Below are 16,507 nucleotides of genomic sequence, written 5' to 3'. Positions count from 1 at the left end.
GGTGGTTTTGTGAATTGGATCCCATTTATCGGATTAGTCTGGCGCAGGGCTTGTTGTGGCGAGCGGGCTTGCCCCGCGTTGGGTGGCGAAGCCGCCCCTATCAGAACCTCTGCGGTGTGTCAGGCAAGAACGTGTCATAAGGTTTGGGGCTGCTGCGCAGCCCAACGCGGGGCAAGCCCGCTCGCCACAACACCCCCTCAGCCGGCGCCTTTGTCTTTTTCCATCCCCGGCACCAACGTCAGCGCCGGGCGCTCGACGTCTCGGGACACGTGCGACTTCACGTCTTCCACACCGCCGTCTTCGTCGTTGTGGATCACCAGTACACCCGGCTTGCGGAACTGCTCCAGGTGGCCGTCGCCGAGGTTGAAACTCTCACTCATTTGCTTGTCGCTGAGGGCATTGGCCTCGGCGCGGCGTTGGGCGAACTTGCGGCCCCGGCGTTGCTGATAACGCGCCCAGCTGATGAGGATCACCGCATTGAACAGGGCAATCCACAGGTAGATCTGCAAGGTGTTGAGCGCCGCAAAAATTGGCGCTTCAATGCGTGGGCCGCCGTGGGTTTCCAGCATCGCGGTCATCCCACGCGCCAACAGCCAAATCAGCCCAGCCCAGGCCAGCAGGGTCAGCAGCACATCGATGACCCACATCACTGAGTTTTGGCGAGTTCTGACCAGTTTCATGGTCACGCCTCCTCTTCACTAGGTTTAATACCACGGTCCGGGCTGACCCAGCGCGCGCGTTTCTGGTGCTGGTTGAAGAGCACCTTAGGAAAGCTGACCAAGGTGGTGAACAAGCTGACCAGCCAGAACACCATTGGGTACCACACGGTCCAGAACAGGGTTTTCCACAGGCCTTTCTCGTAGCGCCGGTCGATCAGGATGCTCACCGCAAACTGCAGCAGGCACACCATCGCCAACACCAGCCCGGTAAACGCCGGTGGCATCAGCGAATCCACAGCAATCGCCTGTGGCAGCACCACGAATTTACCCACGCCCCAGAAGATCACCGACAGCAGGAAGGTGAAGGCCCAACCGGTGGACAGGCAGTATTCGAACAGCAGCGGCCACAGGTAGCGGTGGCGCCATTGCCAGATGCCACGAATGTTTTTGAACAGCACCTCGGCGCCGCCCTGGGCCCAGCGCAGGCGTTGTTTCCACAGGCCGCCGACGGTTTCGGGCATGAGGATCCAACACAAGGCGCGGGGTTCGTAGAAGATCGCCCAGTGATCGAGTTGCAGCTTCCAACTGACATCGATGTCCTCGGTGATCATGTCGGTGCTCCAGTAGTCGATGCGGTCCAGCGCCTTCTTGCGAAACGCCACCACCACACCCGACACCGTGAAGATCCGACCGAACACCCGCTGGGTCCGCTTGATCAAGCCGATGATCGAGGAGAACTCGCCCACCTGCACCCGACCGATCAGCGTCGAACGCGTGCGAATGCGTGGGTTGCCGGTCACGGCGCCCAGGCGCGGGTTATCCAGCATCGGCGCCACCAAGTAGGCCGCCGCGTTTTTATCGAGCAAAGCATCGCCGTCAATGCACACCAGGTATTCACTGCGCGCGGCCACGGCGCCCATGCGCAAGGCCACGGCTTTGCCCTGGTTCTGCGCCAGGTGCAGCACGCGCAGGCGTGGGTGTTCCAATGCCAGCGCATCGAGGACCGCCGCGGTGTTGTCTTTGGAGCCATCGTTGACGGCGATCACTTCGATGTTCGGGTACAACTGGCCCAGCGCCGCGTGAATCGTTTCGGCGGCGTTATCGCCCTCGTTGTAACAAGGAATGATGATCGAGATCAGCGGGTTACCGGCCAGGGTCGGCGCGGGGGTGTCTTCTTTCCAGGGCCAGTGACGCTCCCAGTGCAACCAGAAGTACAGCCCGCCGGCGATCCACAGCGCCGACATGAAGAGCGGGTAGAAAAACACGAAGTCCATCAGGAACTGCCCGGTGACCAAAAAGATCAGGCCAAGGGGCACACCCAACACCAATGCCAGCACGAATAAAGCCAGGAGTCTGTCGAACATGGTCAAGGGTTCCATTGGTTGGACAGGGCCGGACGGACTGTCTTCAAGTCCGGCGAGTTTTCCAGGAAGTTGTCCGGGTAGTAGCCAAAACTCTTGACTCCCTGGCGCTTGAGCACACCCATCCATTCGGCCATTTGCGCACCGCTGAGGTCCGGGGCGGCGGGGGTACGCCAGTCCTTGGCTTGCAACTCGAAAACGGTTTTGTCCAATGCGCCGGGGCGCGCCTTGACCGTGGCGACCAACTTTTCCAACCAGGCGTTGGACGTTTTCAGTTCCTGCCCTTCCATCAGCGGCATCGCCATCGGCGCGGTCCAGTCGTAGGCCTGAAGGAAATCATCGAGGTTCTGTGCGAACCAGGCTTCGCTGGCCGGGTTGAGCATTGGCTCGGCGAAGATATTGCGCGCGGTCAATATCTGCGGGCCACCGATGGCGCGGACCTTGGCGGTCAGCTCATGGGTGAAGTCGATCAAGTAGCGGCTCTTGAAGCGCGTCCAGCGTTGCATCACCGCCGGGTCAGCGCGCAGTGCAGCGATGCTGTCCGGCAAGCCGTTGGCGGCATAGGCCTTGAGCGCGGCGGGGCTGGCGTCTTCGAAGTCGGAGAGCACCGCATCGTCGTGGTACAGCACACCGTCGATGGCACTGTTGCGCACCAGGTCTTCGTAGATCTCGCCAATGATCTTGCGTACCTGCGGATCAAACGGCGACAAGCGCTTGTATTGATCCGGGTCGATGCCAACCTTGCCGGTTTCCGGGTCCCAGCGGGTCACACGTGGCAGCTTGGGATCGAGGGCGAAACTGAGCACGGGCATCCACGCATACACACTGGCATGGGCACGAGTATGCAACTGCCAGGAAACGCGGTTGAACAGGTCGGCGCGCACCGGCAAGTGACGGTTGGGGAAGTACAGCGAATGCACCAGGCCGTCACCCTTGGGGTCGGCGAACGCTTGCAGGAACACGGTGCCTGCGCCCATATCCACCACCCGTTGCACCAGTTGGTCGAGGTTACGCGCTTCTTGGGCTGGGTCCGGGTCGTAGACGTTGTCCAGGTCCACGTGCAGCACGCGCAGCGGAGCCTGGGCTTGCACCGCCACCATGCTGTTAGCGAAGTGCTCGCCGTCCGGGTCGGAAGCCACCAGGAAGCGTGGGCTGTTCATCAGGTTGCCAAGGCTGTCGAGGCCGTCTTCCAGGGTCAGGGCCATCTGGTAGCCCTGCTCACCGACGATCGCCAGCGACGTGCCCTTGGCTGCGCCGTATGGCCACACCCATACGCGTGGTGCTTTACCGGTCACGGTGCGGATCTTGTTGGAGATCGCCGCGACATCAGCCCGCATGCGCGCATCGAATTTCGCCTGATCTTCATAACGCCCGGTGGCCGGGTCAAAGCGCAGGCTGGTCGCCGCAGGCTCTAGGTTGCCCTGGGGGTTGGCGAGGATCCCTTTGTGGTTGTTGTCGGTATGCGCGGCGATTTCCACCAGGCCGGACTGGGACACCTCGCGAATCTGTTGCCAGGTGAGGAATTCCCCACGTGGGCGCGGCGAGCCGGCGAAGTCCACTGGTTGATTGAGCGGCGTATCGATCCAATACCCCACCGGCGCCAGCAAGGCCGGCCAGTGATAGGCGCGCAGAATCGGCATGACGCGGGTGTAGAAGCTGGAGTAGCCGTCATCGAAGCTGAGCATGATGGCTTTGGGCGGCAACTCGGGGCCGCCACGACGCGCGGCCAGAATCTGGTCGACGCTAACGGCCTGGTAGCCATTCTCGCGCAGCCAGGCCAGTTGCTCGATCAAACGTTCGGTACGCACTGCCACCACCGCCTGGTCGGGGTCGCGATCCTCGACGTCATGGTAGGCAATGCCCAGGAAATGGTTTTTCGGCCACGGCGCTTCATTGGCCAGTGTCGGCCGCTCGGCAGGTGGGGTAAATGGCGCGGGTTGTTGAGCGCAGGCACTGGCCAGCACTAAACCCAGGACCAACAAGCAACGGCTGAGGACGGTCATGGTCAGGCTCTTTTAGAAACGGTAAGTGAGGTCGACGAGCAAGCGCAGATCGCGTTCGCGATTACCGTCATAAGGTCGGCTGATCAGGCTCAGGTTGGCGCCCACGTCCAGCACATCGTTCCAGCGAAAGCGCTGGCCATACCCGATCAAACCGACGCCACCGGTGGAGTAATCCCGCTGGCTGTAGGTACCCGCACCGAGTTGGAACTGCTGACTCCACTGGGTCTCGTAGCGGTGATAGAGCACATGGTTGACCGTGACGGTGGGCAACACGCTGAGGTCAGACTTGGGGTTGAAGTACACCGTGTCTTCCTTGGTGTTGCGGCTGGCGCCGACTTCCAGGCCCAGGTCCACTTGCACGCCCGGCGAGCTGTAGATGCCCTCGCGGCCGGTGAGCAAGGCTTCAAGCCGGTTGTTGCCGTCGCTGAAGTGCGACGGGCTCAAGGACAGCTTCCACTCGCGGCTTTCATTCGCGCGCCAGCGGATAAAACCACTGCCACCGTTGGCCGTGACATCAGCGTTCAGTGCCCGTAACGGTGTGGTGGTCAGCAGGTAGCCGAGGCTGCCGCCGTACTGCCAGTTGTCGTTGATGTCGCGGGCAATCGAAACGCTCGCGCCTTGTTTGGAGCCATAACCATAGGAGTGGTTGGAGACTGCGGCTTCGAGGGTCATGTCACGGGTACGCCGCTCCACGCCCACAACTTGCCAGCGATGCTGGCCGCTGCCTTCGCTGAAGTCGGCCGTGGCATACCCGGCACCGGCGAACACCCGCCAGTCTTCGTCGATGGGCGGGGTGTAGATCCGACTTTCAATGCCCCAATCCCGGCTGCCCGCTACCGCACCGACGTCGCCGTTATTGCCGCCGCCGTAGCTTTTACCGGTGTAGGCCTCGACACGCAGTTCGGCCATGTCGTGCACATCCCTTAGGCGGCTCAGGCGCTGCACCTGCCGGCTGTCCGGGTTGCGGGCCAGCACGTCATCGGTCAGCACGTCCATTTGCCGCCACTCCTGCAGGTCCATGGCGGTGTAGGCTTGGCTCACTTCCAGGCCGATGTCACGCGGGGTCTGGGCTTCGGTTTCCTTGAGTATGCCCTCGGCGCGCCGGGGCAAATCACGGGCGCGGTACATATCAGCCTGGGCCAGGCGTAGGCCGACGTTACCTGGGGCTTTTGCCACCAACGCTTCCAGGCCGGCTTCGCTGCCAGGCAGGTCGCCGCCATAGACGCCGGCCTGGGCCGACAGTTGTTGCGCATCCATCCAGGCATCGTTGGGGTTACCGATGGGCAAGCCCTTGAGTTCGACCCGAGGCTTCTGGCTATTGGCGAGGCCATTGGCGACTTCGCGCGCATCGGCGCCTTTATCGCTTTCCTGTAAGGCGTAGAACAACGCCGTGGTGTCTTCAACCCGGTCATCGGGCTCGGCATCGGCGGCACTCAGCGCCTGGCGATACAGCGGCTCAGCCTTTTCCGGTTGGCGCTGGTCGAGGTAAGACGCCGCCACCCAACGCACGGCGTAAGTGGGCAATTGCACGCCTTCGCCCTTGAGGGTTTCGTAATCACGGACCACATCAGCCGTGCGCGTGCGTGCCTTGAGGGCGCCCAGGCGGTCGATGCGCCAGCGCACCACATCGTCATGGGCGCTGGCATCCGGGGTCCAGCGGGCGAGCAGTTTGTCGTAGTCCTGCAGCGCGCGATCGGCAATGACGTAACGTTCTTTCTCGGTGCGCGTCGCGAACTCGGCCATGCGCACACGCTCGGCGGCGAGGTCACCTTCAAGCCGGCGCTGGGTCACGGCGTCGAGCACGCCCGGGTGCTTGGCCGACAGGCGCAAGGCCGGTTCCGGCAGGCGGGCCCGTTGCAGGGCGATGATGTATTCGCGGATCACGTCAGGTTTGTCGCCAGCGCGAATAAAGGCCTGGTCGAACTCAAACAGCGCGTCGTAGTTCAGGCCCGCGCGGGTCAGCGCATAGCCCAGGGCCATGCGGCGGTTGGGGTCATTCGGTTGCGCCGCCACCAGTGCGCGGGTGCGTTGCACCGCTTCATTGGTTTGGCCGCCGTCGGCCTGGGTCAGGGCCTGGCCCAGTTGCAGGTCGACATTGTTCGGCTCACGCACCAGCGCCTGCTGATACACCGCCAAGGCCTGCGGCCACTGCTTTTGATTGCGGTAGGTACGGGCCACGGTGGCCAGTGCCTGGGTGGTCAGGTTGCGGTTTTTGCCTTGGGCCTCATACACCTTCAGCACTTCGGCGTCTTGCCCGGCCCACCCGGCAATCACAAGGTGATCGCTGATCTGGCCCGGTGTCTGGCGCTCGGCAGGCAGTTGACGTAATTGAGTGAGGGCCGGCGTGAAGTTGCCGTTGCGCGCCTGAATGATCAGGGCATCGTAGGCGGGATCGGCCACGGCAAGGGCGGGCATCAACAATTGACTGCATAAGGCGGCCCCGATGAGCAGTCGCAACCGGCCTGAAGCACTGATGGGTAGGGTTTGCAACATATCGTGAGCTTCCTTACACACGGAAAGCTATAACGATAGGTGGTCCTGAGCTGTTTGCATCAGGGCGCCGGCGTCTAATGACCCGACCAAGCTTTCCTGTAGGAACTATCCCCTAGTGACGTAGGGAAATGCCTAATTCAGAACAATTGTTCAGAATTGTGCGCACAACAGAAAAGCCAATGGGGGAGCAGACTTGCCTGAGCTGATCGGTCAGCGTCGGCCTATACGCCGACTGTTTGACCGCTGCCTCAGGCAACGCTGCTCCCCCACTATTTATTTCTTACTGGTGTAAGAAATCTTACTGCGCGCTGCTGACCGCACCCGCTTTAGCCATCACAAAACCAATGAATTGCTCGACGGTCATCTTCTGGCCGTTGAAGGTCACTTCATTGTTGGCGTAATGCAGCTTGGAGACCACGTCAGTGCCCACCAGGGTTGCCAGTTGAGTGCCGACGGCCATGCCGCTGACCATCTCGGCGGCCATCTGCGATTGCTGCTCGATGGCTTTAGGGTCGGTCACGCCGCCTACCTGCGCTTGCAGGGCAGCCACGTCGCCGATCATTGGCTTGGACAGGGTCAGGTTGGCATCCAACAGCGCGATGACCTGCTTGCCCAGCTCAACCGGCGGCAGCTCCATAGTCGAAGGTTTGGCCAGGTCCAACACCAGGTTGAATTTGCTTTCGCCATGGGTGGTTTTCAGCGACAGGTTTTCCACCGCCACTTGCGGCTTGGCAGCCAGCACTTGGTTGACGTTGGCCTCGGCCAGGGTCTGCTCGGCTTCGGTCAGTTGCAGCTCAGGCACCGGCTGGCCGGCAGCGGCGGCGGCTTGCACCGGCTGCATCTTGTCTTGGTAGAGCTTGGTCAGCACCAGCATCGCCGGAATGTCGACGTTCTTCATGCTCAGGGCCATGGCGGCCGACCCGACAGGCTTACCCTGGTAACCAATCTCGTCGATCTTGTAGTCGACGCGGCCGGCCAGGTTGTTGTCTTTGGCCTCGCTGGTGTCTTTTTGCTCGAAGCCTTTGAGGGTCAGCACGGCTTTCTGCGGGCCGAAGGTGACCTTGGTGTCGGTCAGCTCAACGGTGTTTTGCCCGGTGTAGAAACCGAACGAGGTTTTCTCCAGGTTGCTGGCCACGGTCAGGCCGGACAGTTCAGCTTCGAACGGCGCGCCGTTGGCATCGATCACCGCGACTTTCAGGCTGTTCATATAGCCTTCAGCCTTGACCTTCTGACCTTCGGCGGTGCCGTCGAAGTCCAGGTTGGCGCCCGAGAAGCTGACCGAAGACTTGTCGTCCTTGAGCTCCAGAGGCAGCAGTTCAACGTTGCCGCTGACCGAGCGGGTGTAGCCGATGTTGACCACGCCTTTGAGAGGCGATACGTCTTTGCTGGCGGCGAACCATTTTTCAGTGGTGGCGTTCTTTTCCAGCGCGTAGTGACTGGTGGCCATGACCGGCAGCCATTTCAGCGAGACCAGACGCGAGAACGGCAGCGGGCCGTGTTCGATGTGGTCGACAAACAGCAGCTCTGGGTTCGGGTTATCTTCACCGAATACGCTGCCTTGGCCCTTCAGACGGTAGTGCGCGGTGCTGCTGAACAGGCCACGGTCCAGGGACACCAGCTCCAGGTTCACGCTGCCGTCGACGCCGGCCATGGAGCTCTGTAGTTCTTTGTTGGCGTTCTGGATCGCGGTTTGCAGCACCGGCTCCAGTTGCTTACCGGTGTACCAGGCGCCGCCTGCACTGACGACGCCAACGGCGACAACGAAACCCAAAAGAACAACTGCTGGCTTATTCATGAAGTGACCTGATCAAATCCTGTGAGAAGTGGGCTGTCTTCCTTGAACCCCGAAAGGGTTGGCTCAAGCCCGCCGAAAACGGGGGAAGATTAGCACTGGCGGCCGAGAACGGCCCAGCTTTTCAGAGGGGTCAGGTCTGCAGTTGGTTCAGGTGTACTCCAATTCAATCTCGTCGAGCTGGTGATCAAAACTCTTCAAACGTGCCGTCCAGGTGTACACCAACACCTCAAATTCACGGTGTATCACGGCGTTTCCGGGGGTGTCGGCCTTGGGATTGCAGAAGTCCAGCTGGTAGCGCTCGCGCGCCATGGCGTTGGCCACGTCGGACAATTCCCGAGCGTTATTCAGCCAATGCCTACCTTCGGCGACCTGCTGGTCGAGCAGCACACATTGCTTTTTCAGGGCTTCGAGGCTTTTTTCCAGGGGCGTGCCGGTGAGTTCACCCATGACTTCCTGGAACGTGCGCCCGGGCTGCCAGTAGCTGCCCCAGAAATAGCGGTCGAACACGGTTTCGACACGGCGCAGGGCGACCTTGGTGTCCCAGATCGCCACACGGGTCTTGCCTTGTTCGAGGAGCTTTTTCTTCACCCGTTGGTTTTGATAAGACGCCCACGCCACCACGCCGATAGACAAGGTGCCTATCACCAGGCACGCGCTGTCGAGAAAGACCATGGCCGTGTCGATTTGATGGGCAAGCATGACGCCGTAGAAATAGGCAGCCGATAACAACACCAGTGCGAAACACACGCACCAGAAAGCGGGAGCATAAGGGTTTTTCATTATTGGAATCCCCATGAGCAAACGCGAGCAGTGACGAGCGAGCCGTCACAGCGGCTCACAGGTCAAAGCATAGCTATTCGCTCAGGGTTTGCCGGGCTGTGACGCTTGCGTTCGTCCGCTTTCCCAACCGCCGCCCAAAGCCAGGAACAGATCGATCTGGCTCATGGCAACCTGGGTGTTTGCCGCTGCCAGCTGCGCACGCACATCGGTGTAGGTACGCGTAGCTTGCAGGTCGGCGAGGAACGAGGCGCGGCCGGCCTGGAAGAAGCGGTGCGTCTGCTGCGAGGCTTCCTTGGCCGACTCGCCGGCATCGGCCAGCGCGTCACGGCGTTGCAACTGCGCGGTGTACTGCGCAAGGCCGGTCTGGGTCTCGCGGATGGCGTTGAGCACCACGCCGTCGAAGTGGGCCAGGGCGCCCTGGGTCGCGGCTTCGGCTTCGTGGATGCGTGCGCGGGCGCCGTTGGTCGGCACCGACCAACTGATCAGCGGGCCAAAGCCCCAGCGGTTGGTCGCAGGCGTACCCAGGTCATCGAGCAGACCGACCGTGCCCACGGTGGCGCCGATACTGATGTCCGGGTACAGCGCGCCGGTGGCCACGCCGATACGCGCGGTGGCGGCGGCCAGTTGGCGCTCAGCCTGGCGTACGTCGGGGCGGCGTTTGAGCAGGGTCGCGCCGTCGCCCACAGGCAGCAACTGGGCGATGTGCGGCAGCTCGGCGCAGGTGCCGGTGCCCGAGGGTAATTGGTCTACAGGCTTGGCCAGCAGCATCGACAAACGGAACAAGCCCGCTTGGCGCAACGCTTCGTAGCGCGGCATGTCGGCGCGCAAGGATTTGTATTGGGTTTGCGAACGCGTCACCTGGGTTTCGTCACCACGCCCGGCGTCGCGCAGGCGCTGGGTCAGCTTGGTGCTCTGGGCTTGCAGGTCGAGGGACTCGTTGGCAATCGCCAGTTCTTCGTTGGCCGCGCACACCTGGGTGTAGGAGCGCACCACATCCGCTACCAGCGTAATGCGCGCAGTGTCAGCCGCAGCCTGGGCGGCGTCGGTGGTGGCCTGGGCGCTTTCGATGCCGCGCTGCAAGGTACCGAACAAGTCGAACTGGTAGGAGGTGCTAATGCTGGCGCTGCCGATGTTGCCGACCGGGACTTTTTCTGTCAGCAAAAACGCTTCGCCCGATTCCTGCAGGCGCTGGGCCTCAGCCTTGACGCCCGCGTTCCAACCGCCTGCGGATTGCGCCTCTTGGGTCTGGAAACGCGCGCGTTGCAGGTTGGCGGCGGCCACACGCAGGTCGGTGTTGGACGCCATGGCCTGGCGTACCAACTCATCCAGGCGCGGGTCTTTGTACAGCTTCCACCAGTCGGCTGGCACCGGCGCCGAGACCACGTTGCCACCCTCGCCTGCGATCTGCCCTTGCAGGTCGCCACGGTTGATGGCGGCCTTATCCGGCAGTTTGTAATCGGGCCCCACCACTTGGCAGGCCGACAGCAGCAAACCCAAGCCGGCCGTGGCCAGCAACGCCGCCGGTTTCATGGTTTTTCTCCCTGCTGCGCTTTTTCTTTGGCGGCGGTCTTGTCGTCAATGATCGACACCGTGGCCGTACGCCCGGCGATCATGCGAAAGTCCGCCGGCACGTCATCAAAGGCAATGCGCACCGGAATCCGCTGGGCCAGGCGCACCCAGCTGAATGCCGGGTTGACGTTGGGCAACAGGTTAGAGCCACTGGTGCGGTCACGGTCTTCGATACCGGCGACGATGCTCTGCACATGGCCACGCAGACGCGCGTTGTCGCCGATCACGCGGATATCCACGGCCATACCGACGTGAATGCCGTCGAGTTTGGTCTCTTCGAAGTAACCGTCGATGTGGAACGAGTTGCTGTCCACCACCGACAACACCGGGCGCCCGGCGGTGACGAACTCCTGATTACGCGGCGCACGGTCGTTGACGTAGCCGTCCACGGGGCTGCGGATCACCGAGCGGTCGAGGTTGAGCTGGGCGGCGTCCACCGTCACCTGCGCCTCGGCCAAGGCCGATTGGGCGCGTGCCACGCGGGACTGGCTTTCTTCCAGTTGCTCGCTCGGCACCAGGTTGCCCAGGCCACGGTTACGTTTGTTTTCGCGTTGGGCCTGGGCCAGGGTTTCCTGGCGGTCGGCCACGGCAGCCTGGGCTTGGCGCAGGGCCAGCTTGAAGCGGTCCTGGTCCACGGCAAACAGCACCTGACCTTTGGTCACAAGCTGGTTGTCGCGCACGTCGACTTGCTGGATCAACCCGGACACGTCCGGGGCGATCTGCACGATGTCGGCACGGATATGCCCGTCACGCGTCCAGGGCGCAAACATGTAGTACATGACCATGCGCCACACAACGACGACAGCAAAGGTCACTATCAATAACGTCAGGACAACACGGCCGATGGTCAAAAAAGGTTTTTTCATGTCATCAGATATCGACTGAGTGAGTCCACCGCGCCCAGCAACAGCGCGTAGAGCCCCACATTGAACAATGCCCGGTGCCAGACCAGGCGATAGAAGTGAATGCGCGTCAACAACCCGTGCACCACCAGAAACAACGCGTACGTAATGCCCATCAGCACTAGCAGCGTGGGCAGGAACACCCCGCTGATATCCAGATCACCGATCATAAAGGCGCTCCATCAGGCAGCGGCGCTTCCATTTCGGTGCCGCCAATAAATTCCACGCCGGGCAGCAACGACAGGCGCAAGCCGGCCAACGCGTGCAGCAGATGCAGGCGGGTGTCATCTTCGTCTTGCAGGCCTTGCCCGTTGAGGGCGCGGCGCGTGCGGTCGAGGGTCATCAGCAGACCGCTCGGCGCGGGCAAGCGTTCACCCGCCTTGAGGCAGGCTTTGAAGTAACCGCCGACGCCTTCCACCACCTGGTTGAGCAGCACCCGGGGCACGCCGTAGATGCGCGGCGAGTAGGCCAACAGGTCAAGCAGGTTCAGCGCCACGCGCAAATCGCGCAGGGCGGTGCCGGTGTCCTGGCCGATGAGGCCCAGGCGCGGCAGGTGCTGCATCAGGCGGTCAAGCATTTGCGCGGCCATGTGCCGGTGTTCGGCCAGGGTCGCAGGCTCGGTCAAGGTGACGATGTCGCGCCAGCTGAAACGGGTCAGGCGCTTGGCCGCCAGTTCGGCGCCGAACGGCCGTGCAATCAAGGTCCATACAAAGGCGAACAGTAAGCCCACCGGCCCGGCCAGGTTGACGTTAGCGAAGTTCAGGAAGTCCGCGTCGTAGGCGCCCTGGATGCTGATAAACGACGAGGTGTTGACCAGCGTCAGCAGCATGCCGAGGTAGAAACGCGGCTGCACCGTGAGCGTGCCGATGCAGATAAACGGCACCGCGAACGCCAGCACCAGCATCGGGAAATCGTGCAGGTTGGGTAGCACCAAAAACAGATAGAGGCTGGCGAACAGCACCGACATCGCGGTCCAGAAGAAAAACCGATAGATCTGCGGCGCCGGGTCGTCCATCGACGCGAAAAAGCTGCAGGCCACGGCGGCGAGAATCACCGCGCTGCCGCCGTCGGTCCAGCCCAGAAGGATCCACAGCACCGAGGCGACGATGATCGCGGTGACGGTGGAAAATGCCGAGTAGAACATCAGGCCACGGTCGAGGAACGGCGTCAGCCGGCCCAGGCGCCAGTGGCGGTACACGGCGCGCCAGGTGTCCTGGCTTTCGCACTGGATGGCGGCCTGCAGGCTGCGGCAGTCTTGCCACAGGTCGATCCACTCGGCCAGGCGATACAAGGCGTTGGAGAACAGCAACGTGTGGCGGTCGTCCAGCGCTTCGCCTTGAGGTTGCAGGGCGTCGACCTTGTCGCGCAGCACGCGCCAACGTTCGAGGGGTGCCTCTTCGGTGGTGCTTTGCAGCCAAACATTGGCCTCTTCCAGCAATGGCGTGAGCTGATCGAGAAATTCCGGGGCTCGGTGTTCGATTGCGTAGACCGCGTCGTCCAAGGCGTCGATCACCGGCAGCAGGTGAATCATGCGCCCACGCAACTCCTTGGTGTTGCGCACCGTCTGCGGCCGCGCGCCTTCGTGGGGCAACTGGCCGATCATCAATTCCAGGGTGTTGAAAGTGGCGACCATGCCGCCGCGCAAGGTGCTGACCTCTTCAGGCGCCACGTTGCGCGTCAAAAAGCGCAGGCTGTAGACCTGGGCGTCGGCAAACCACTTGGCCACCGAGCCATCGAACACCGGCATCAGGCGCCGTGGCCAGAACATCGCGCCCACCACCGCGGCGACCGCGATGCCGAGGAAGATTTCTTCCGTACGTGCCTCGGCCACGTCCCACACCGCCAGCGGGTTATCCACCACCGGCAGCGCGATCAACGGCAAGGTGTAGCCGGCGAGCATCAGCGCGTAGTTATTGGCGGTACGCAGGTGCATGGACAGGAACAGCAAAATGCCCGTCCACAACGCAATCACCACCACCAGCACATACGGCGCCTGCACAAACATGGGCACAAAAATCACCGCCGCCGCCGCGCCCATAAAGGTGCCGATGGCGCGGTACAAAGCCTTGGAGCTGGTAGGGCCGACGAACGGGCTGGAGACGATGTACACCGTGGCCATCGCCCAGTAAGGACGTGGCATTTGCATGAGCATGGCGATGTACAACGCGATCATCGACGCCGCGAACGTACGCACCCCATAGAACCAGTCGCGGGCGGGCGGGAAGCCGGCAAAAAATCCGTTCAAGGCGATGCAACCCCAGCCGCTTCAAACGCCCGCAGCACACGCAGGGCGGCCTCAAGGTCGCTGTTGGCGATATCCGCCAACACTTCCCGGCGCAGGCGCACCAGTTGCACTTCCACCGCTTGCACCAGCTCACGGCCGCGCTCGGTGAGGCTCAAGGCCTTGGCGCGGCGATCATGGACGTCTTCGGTACGGCACACGTAGCCGCCGCTGCACAGCTGGTCGAGCAGACGCACCAGCGACGGGCTTTCCATCCCGGACGCCTGGGCGACTTTTACCTGATGCACACCGTCGCCCAAGCGGCCGATCATCAACAATGGCACGGCGCAGGCTTCGGAAATACCGTAACTCACCAGCGTGGTCTGGCAGATTTTGCGCCAATGACGGGCGCCCACCACCATGCTGCTGCTGAGGTTCATGTGGAGTTGTTCGAGGGTTTGAGGCACTGGAGTGTTCGCATACAGTTAGTTTGCTAACTATCAATATGGTGGATGGATCCAAAGCAGTCAAGTTTTGAAACAAATTTGTGATGGGTGGTGCGGGGTTGGGGTAAGTAAAGCGGGTTTCGGAAGGGATGTTGGATGTTCAGCGGTATTGATCGTTCCCACGCTCTGCGTGGGAGTGCATCCGCGTCCGCTCTTAAAGTCGTGACGCAGAGCGTCACAGGCGGCATTCCCACGCGGAGCGTAGGAACGATCAATGCCTTTTTGAAAAGATTTTTTACGCCTCTCGCCCTGCCCGCAACAACACACTCAACTGATCCACGACTTCCGCCCAATCCGCATCTTCCCGAATCCCATCGCGCAAAAACGCTCTCTGACTGGGCGTCCAGAAAAACGCATCCGCCAAATGCAGTTCAGGCTTTAGCGGTGAATGAACCGTCACAAACTTCTCGATACTCACCGGGTCATGCGGCAGCCCAAGCTGTTTGAACAGTGAAGGTAAGCTGTGCACAGGCGATTCCATGGCAAGCTCCAGATAAAGAAGTGTTAACTGAGTCTAGCGGCAACCTTCGGGTTGCGGCTGCGGTACGTTGCACAGCACGAACAGCCGCGCCCTGGCACCGCCGCCGTCCTGACGGCTCAGCTCGCGCCAGCCATCGGGCAGTGGTGCGAAATCATCCGGCGCTTCGTTGCTGCTGATCAGCCACACGCGGCGGGTATCGGCGGGCAATGCCGACAAACGGTCGAGGTAGATGCGCCCACCATCCTGGTCCACCAGCGTACCGAAGCCGTAGGCGTTCGGCCGGGTCGGCGTGCCGTCGGGTTTGGGCGGTGTGTAGAGCTGCAATTGGGCGTCGGTCTGGTCGTAATACACATAGCTGAGGTACCACAGCATGTCACTCAGAACGATGCGGTCGTCCTCCTGGTAGTTGCGATTGACGAACTCCACGGGGACGTTGAACTGGTCATGTTCATCGACAGTGAAATTGTTCTTCAACCCCACCAGTTCCACCCCCACGAACAACACAAGAAAGGCCGCGCCCAACCAAGACAGGCGCGCCGGTAAGCGGTCGATGGCGAGTGCCACAAGGATAGGCAAACCCAACGCGTAGACAGTGAGGTAACGTTCGATAAACACCGGGGAAATAAAGGACACCCCGTACACCAACAGCAACGGCAGCAGGAAAAACAGCGCCAGCAAGGTGGCCGGCCGATAACCCTCGCGGTCTCGCCAGGCAGTCACCAGCACGATCGCAACGAGCAGCAGCGGGAACAGCCAAAACAGCGGCGGCCAGAAGCCAATACCCTCGTCCTGCGCCACAAATTGCCAGATCATCGACGGCATGGAGAGCAGATTAACCGGTTCCTCCCAGCCAATATCACCGCCCACCTTGAGCTGTTCGACGTGTTGCACCAGGCCCCACAAGTTCGGCAACCAAGGCAGGTACACCAACACAATCGCGGCGTTGGCCGCCCACCACGCAGGCCGCCCGAGCAGGCGCTGGCCTCCTGGTTGCGCGCGGTACAGCACACCCAGGTAAGCCCAATGCACCAGCACACACAGGGCGGTGAAGTAATGGGTGTAAAACCCGGCACTCATCAGCACGGCATACGCCACCAGATAACGCGTGCGCTCGGGCTGACGCACCCAGTACACCAGCGCCAACGTGGCGGCCAGCAGCCACACACCCAGCAGTGAGTACATGCGTACTTCCTGGCTATAGCGCACCGCTGTCGGCAGCAGCGCCAGCAACACACCCGCCAGCACGGCCGCACGCCGGGTGGACAGCGCGCGCGTCAGCCAGGTGCCCAGGCCCACGGCGACCACACCGGGGATCGCGCTCATGCCACGAATCGACCAGATGCTGTCGCCGAACAGCTCGATCCAGCCGCGCAGCATGAAAAAGTACAACGGTGGGTGCACATCATGGGCGGCGTGAAACCACAGGTCGTCCACGGCGTATTCACTGAGCAACAGGCTGGAGCCTTCGTCGCCCCAGATCGCCGCCGCCGTCAGGCTGTAAAAACGCAGGGCCATGGCCAGTGCCAGGATCGGCACCCACCACAGGCGACTGACCCAACCGGTGCCTTCCCAGGCACCGGTGAGGCGATTGAATGCGGGCATTGCCGCAATCTTTTCATCTTGCTCTACCACAGACCGTCGCACCTCAATTCCCCTACCCTTGCCTTTTAAGGCCGGCAAACAAGCCCCATGCGTGAATGACCGCCACTCTAGGACAAAAGCCCATTATTCGCTGCT

At 61.8% G+C, this 16,507-nt stretch carries 13 protein-coding genes; all 13 read right to left on the bottom strand.

Features of this window, described 5'->3' with window-relative positions:
* Positions 1-197 precede the first annotated feature (197 nt).
* Positions 198-680 (bottom strand): poly-beta-1,6-N-acetyl-D-glucosamine biosynthesis protein PgaD, encoded by a 483-nt coding sequence (gene pgaD / locus K0P33_RS01980; RefSeq protein WP_094952048.1) that lies wholly within the window; start codon positions 678-680, stop codon positions 198-200.
* A 2-nt stretch (positions 681-682) separates the two neighbouring features.
* A complete protein-coding gene (pgaC, locus tag K0P33_RS01975) occupies positions 683-2,023 on the bottom strand; it encodes a poly-beta-1,6-N-acetyl-D-glucosamine synthase (RefSeq protein ID WP_094952049.1) in 1,341 nt (446 codons plus the stop codon).
* Positions 2,024-2,025: 2 nt separating this feature from the next.
* Entirely contained in the window at positions 2,026-4,023 is a 1,998-nt protein-coding gene (pgaB, locus tag K0P33_RS01970; RefSeq protein WP_242153775.1) for a poly-beta-1,6-N-acetyl-D-glucosamine N-deacetylase PgaB, read from the bottom strand.
* Between the two features lie 12 nt (positions 4,024-4,035).
* Complete coding sequence (pgaA, locus tag K0P33_RS01965) at positions 4,036-6,516, bottom strand: poly-beta-1,6 N-acetyl-D-glucosamine export porin PgaA (RefSeq protein ID WP_242153773.1); 2,481 nt, start codon at positions 6,514-6,516, stop codon at positions 4,036-4,038.
* 298 nt (positions 6,517-6,814) lie between these two features.
* Positions 6,815-8,311, bottom strand: a complete 1,497-nt coding sequence (locus K0P33_RS01960; RefSeq protein WP_242153771.1) for a YdgA family protein — start codon at positions 8,309-8,311, stop codon at positions 6,815-6,817.
* A gap of 147 nt (positions 8,312-8,458) precedes the next feature.
* Positions 8,459-9,091, bottom strand: a complete 633-nt coding sequence (locus K0P33_RS01955) for an NADH:ubiquinone oxidoreductase subunit N (RefSeq protein WP_094952053.1) — start codon at positions 9,089-9,091, stop codon at positions 8,459-8,461.
* Positions 9,092-9,172: 81 nt separating this feature from the next.
* Entirely contained in the window at positions 9,173-10,621 is a 1,449-nt protein-coding gene (locus tag K0P33_RS01950) for an efflux transporter outer membrane subunit (protein WP_242153768.1), read from the bottom strand.
* On the bottom strand, positions 10,618-11,526 hold the full coding sequence (locus tag K0P33_RS01945) for an efflux RND transporter periplasmic adaptor subunit (protein WP_094952055.1): 909 nt from the start codon (positions 11,524-11,526) through the stop codon (positions 10,618-10,620). The genes K0P33_RS01950 and K0P33_RS01945 overlap by 4 nt, the downstream gene beginning before the upstream one ends.
* Entirely contained in the window at positions 11,523-11,732 is a 210-nt protein-coding gene (locus K0P33_RS01940) for a DUF1656 domain-containing protein (RefSeq protein WP_242153766.1), read from the bottom strand. The genes K0P33_RS01945 and K0P33_RS01940 overlap by 4 nt, the downstream gene beginning before the upstream one ends.
* A complete protein-coding gene (locus tag K0P33_RS01935; protein ID WP_242153763.1) occupies positions 11,729-13,807 on the bottom strand; it encodes an FUSC family protein in 2,079 nt (692 codons plus the stop codon). The genes K0P33_RS01940 and K0P33_RS01935 overlap by 4 nt, the downstream gene beginning before the upstream one ends.
* On the bottom strand, positions 13,804-14,223 hold the full coding sequence (locus K0P33_RS01930; RefSeq protein ID WP_094952057.1) for a MarR family transcriptional regulator: 420 nt from the start codon (positions 14,221-14,223) through the stop codon (positions 13,804-13,806). The genes K0P33_RS01935 and K0P33_RS01930 overlap by 4 nt, the downstream gene beginning before the upstream one ends.
* A gap of 301 nt (positions 14,224-14,524) precedes the next feature.
* Positions 14,525-14,770: a DUF2789 domain-containing protein gene (locus K0P33_RS01925; protein ID WP_094952058.1), complete on the bottom strand. Its 246-nt coding sequence runs from the start codon at positions 14,768-14,770 to the stop codon at positions 14,525-14,527.
* Between the two features lie 33 nt (positions 14,771-14,803).
* The gene (locus K0P33_RS01920; RefSeq protein WP_242153762.1) at positions 14,804-16,414 is read right to left on the bottom strand and encodes a glycosyltransferase family 39 protein; all 1,611 of its coding nucleotides are present in this window, start codon (positions 16,412-16,414) and stop codon (positions 14,804-14,806) included.
* Positions 16,415-16,507 lie beyond the last annotated feature (93 nt).

The sequence above is a fragment of the Pseudomonas sp. ArH3a genome, assembly GCF_022648765.1.
In the GTDB taxonomy this organism is placed as follows: domain Bacteria; phylum Pseudomonadota; class Gammaproteobacteria; order Pseudomonadales; family Pseudomonadaceae; genus Aquipseudomonas.
Note: the sequence above shows the minus strand (reverse complement) of the source record. Positions and strands in the feature narration are given on the sequence as shown.

Excerpts from the sequence above, each read along its gene's own strand:
- pgaD (WP_094952048.1), bottom strand. The coding sequence starts at position 680 with ATGAAACTGGTCAGAACTCGCCAAAACTCAGTGATGTGGGTCATCGAT.
- pgaC (WP_094952049.1), bottom strand. The coding sequence starts at position 2,023 with ATGTTCGACAGACTCCTGGCTTTATTCGTGCTGGCATTGGTGTTGGGT.
- pgaB (WP_242153775.1), bottom strand. The coding sequence starts at position 4,023 with ATGACCGTCCTCAGCCGTTGCTTGTTGGTCCTGGGTTTAGTGCTGGCC.
- pgaA (WP_242153773.1), bottom strand. The coding sequence starts at position 6,516 with ATGTTGCAAACCCTACCCATCAGTGCTTCAGGCCGGTTGCGACTGCTC.
- K0P33_RS01960 (WP_242153771.1), bottom strand. The coding sequence starts at position 8,311 with ATGAATAAGCCAGCAGTTGTTCTTTTGGGTTTCGTTGTCGCCGTTGGC.
- K0P33_RS01955 (WP_094952053.1), bottom strand. The coding sequence starts at position 9,091 with ATGAAAAACCCTTATGCTCCCGCTTTCTGGTGCGTGTGTTTCGCACTG.
- K0P33_RS01950 (WP_242153768.1), bottom strand. The coding sequence starts at position 10,621 with ATGAAACCGGCGGCGTTGCTGGCCACGGCCGGCTTGGGTTTGCTGCTG.
- K0P33_RS01945 (WP_094952055.1), bottom strand. The coding sequence starts at position 11,526 with ATGAAAAAACCTTTTTTGACCATCGGCCGTGTTGTCCTGACGTTATTG.
- K0P33_RS01940 (WP_242153766.1), bottom strand. The coding sequence starts at position 11,732 with ATGATCGGTGATCTGGATATCAGCGGGGTGTTCCTGCCCACGCTGCTA.
- K0P33_RS01930 (WP_094952057.1), bottom strand. The coding sequence starts at position 14,223 with ATGAACCTCAGCAGCAGCATGGTGGTGGGCGCCCGTCATTGGCGCAAA.
- K0P33_RS01925 (WP_094952058.1), bottom strand. The coding sequence starts at position 14,770 with ATGGAATCGCCTGTGCACAGCTTACCTTCACTGTTCAAACAGCTTGGG.